Source organism: Microcystis sp. M53603_WE2, assembly GCF_030065435.1.
In genome coordinates, this window is sequence record NZ_JASJFF010000324.1 from 1 (window position 1) to 1,737 (window position 1,737).

A 1,737-nucleotide genomic window follows, 5' to 3' on the forward strand; every position below is an offset into this window, starting at 1 on the left:
AAAACCTTGTTGGATAAGGTCTTTAGACTTTTTTTCCCTCAAAAAGTGCCGACCATTGGAGTGATTGGGGGGAAAATTCCGGGACTTTTTCCCTGAACATTAGGTAATTGACCACCTGAAAATGGGTAAAACCCCACACCCCACACCCCACACCCCACACCCTGCCCCTAGGAAAAACTTTTTCAGCAGACCCTACTTAGGATCAGCCCGTTCAAAGTGGTGCAAAAGACAAAAAAGCCAGCCGGATTTGTCCCCGCATCGGGGTGAGGAATTAACCAGGGAGAAAATCGCCCCACCACTAACCGCTAAACCGTCTTACTTTTGCCAGTTTTACTGCCTGGGGAAGTAGTTTTTTTAGTGGTGGTAGAAGTAGTTTTCTTGGTAGTGGTTTTCTTGGCAGTGGTTGTCTTGGCCGCTAGGGCGACTAAAGCTTGTTCTAGGGTGAGGGTTTCGGCGGTTTCTCCTTCGGGAATCTTGGCGTTGGTCTTACCGTGCTTGATATAAACTCCGTAGGGTCCCTCGTACAATCCCACCAATTCCCCATCGTCGGGATGTTTACCCAATTCTTTTAAGGGTGGTTTGGTAGAACCGCGGGCGCTGCGAGTTTTTTTCGGTTCGGCTAATAAGGCCAAAGCTCGATCGAGGGTTATGGTTAAGACATCATCGCCGGCTTTCAGGGAACGATATTCTTTTTCCTTACCCTGTTCCTGAACCACATAGGGGCCGAAACGCCCTAAACTGGCTTTAATTTTGCCTCCGGTGAGGGGATGGGTTCCCAGCAGTCGCGGCAGTGCTAATAAACCCACCGCTTGTTCGAGGGTGATGTCCTCGGGTTTGACTCCTTTGGGTAAGGAGGCGCGTTTCGGTTTGGGATTGTCATCGCTGATATCTCCTAACTGGACGTAGGGACCGTAACTACCCACCAGCAGATAAATCGGCTCTCCGGTGTCGGGATGAAGACCTAATTTATCCGGACCTTCGGTTTTTTGTCGCAGCAGGGTTTCTACCTGTTCGGGGTTCAGATCCGCTGGGGTTAAATCGGCGGGGATGGAAGCGGTGAGGATTTCATCGCCTCGGGAGACTTCCAGATAGGGTCCGTATTTGCCGATCTTGATAGTTGCCTGTAAATCCTCTAAAATCACCGATTTAGCGGTGCTAGAGTTAATTTGACTCTCGCGCTCTTTGACTTGGCTTTCTAGCCCCTTTTCCCCCCGATAGAAGCGATCGAGATAGGGCAACCATTGGGCGGAACCGGTGGCGATATGGTCGAGGGTTTCTTCCATTTTCGAGGTAAATTTGGGATCTACTAGGTCGGGGAAATGGTTTTCTAATAAACTAACCACGGCAAAAGCGGTGAAGGTGGGAATGAGGGTTTTATTCCGCATTTGGGCATAACCGCGATCGATAATTGTGCCGAGAATGGTGGCGTAGGTGCTGGGTCGCCCGATTCCTTCACTTTCGAGGGTTTTTACGAGGGAGGCTTCGCTATAACGGGCGGGAGGTTGGGTATCGTGGCTAATCGCCTCTAGTTTGCGACAATTGGGGGTATCACCGACGTGGAGGGGGGGTAAGATTATTTCTTGGTCGTCGATCGCCGCTTCGGGATCGTCGGAACCTTCCACATAGGCGCGGAAAAAGCCGGGGAAGTCGATTCTTTTGCCAGAGGAGCGAAATCCGGCATTTTCTACCTGAATATTGACGGCGATCTGGGTAATGCGGGCATCGGCCATCTGTGAG

At 50.9% G+C, this 1,737-nt stretch carries 1 protein-coding gene; it reads right to left on the reverse strand.

Annotated features, from left to right (window positions below):
• Positions 1 to 305: 305 nt before the first annotated feature.
• A partial coding sequence (locus PX481_RS07005) for a topoisomerase C-terminal repeat-containing protein (protein WP_288094128.1) occupies positions 306 to 1,737 on the reverse strand: 1,432 nt, incomplete at its 5' end.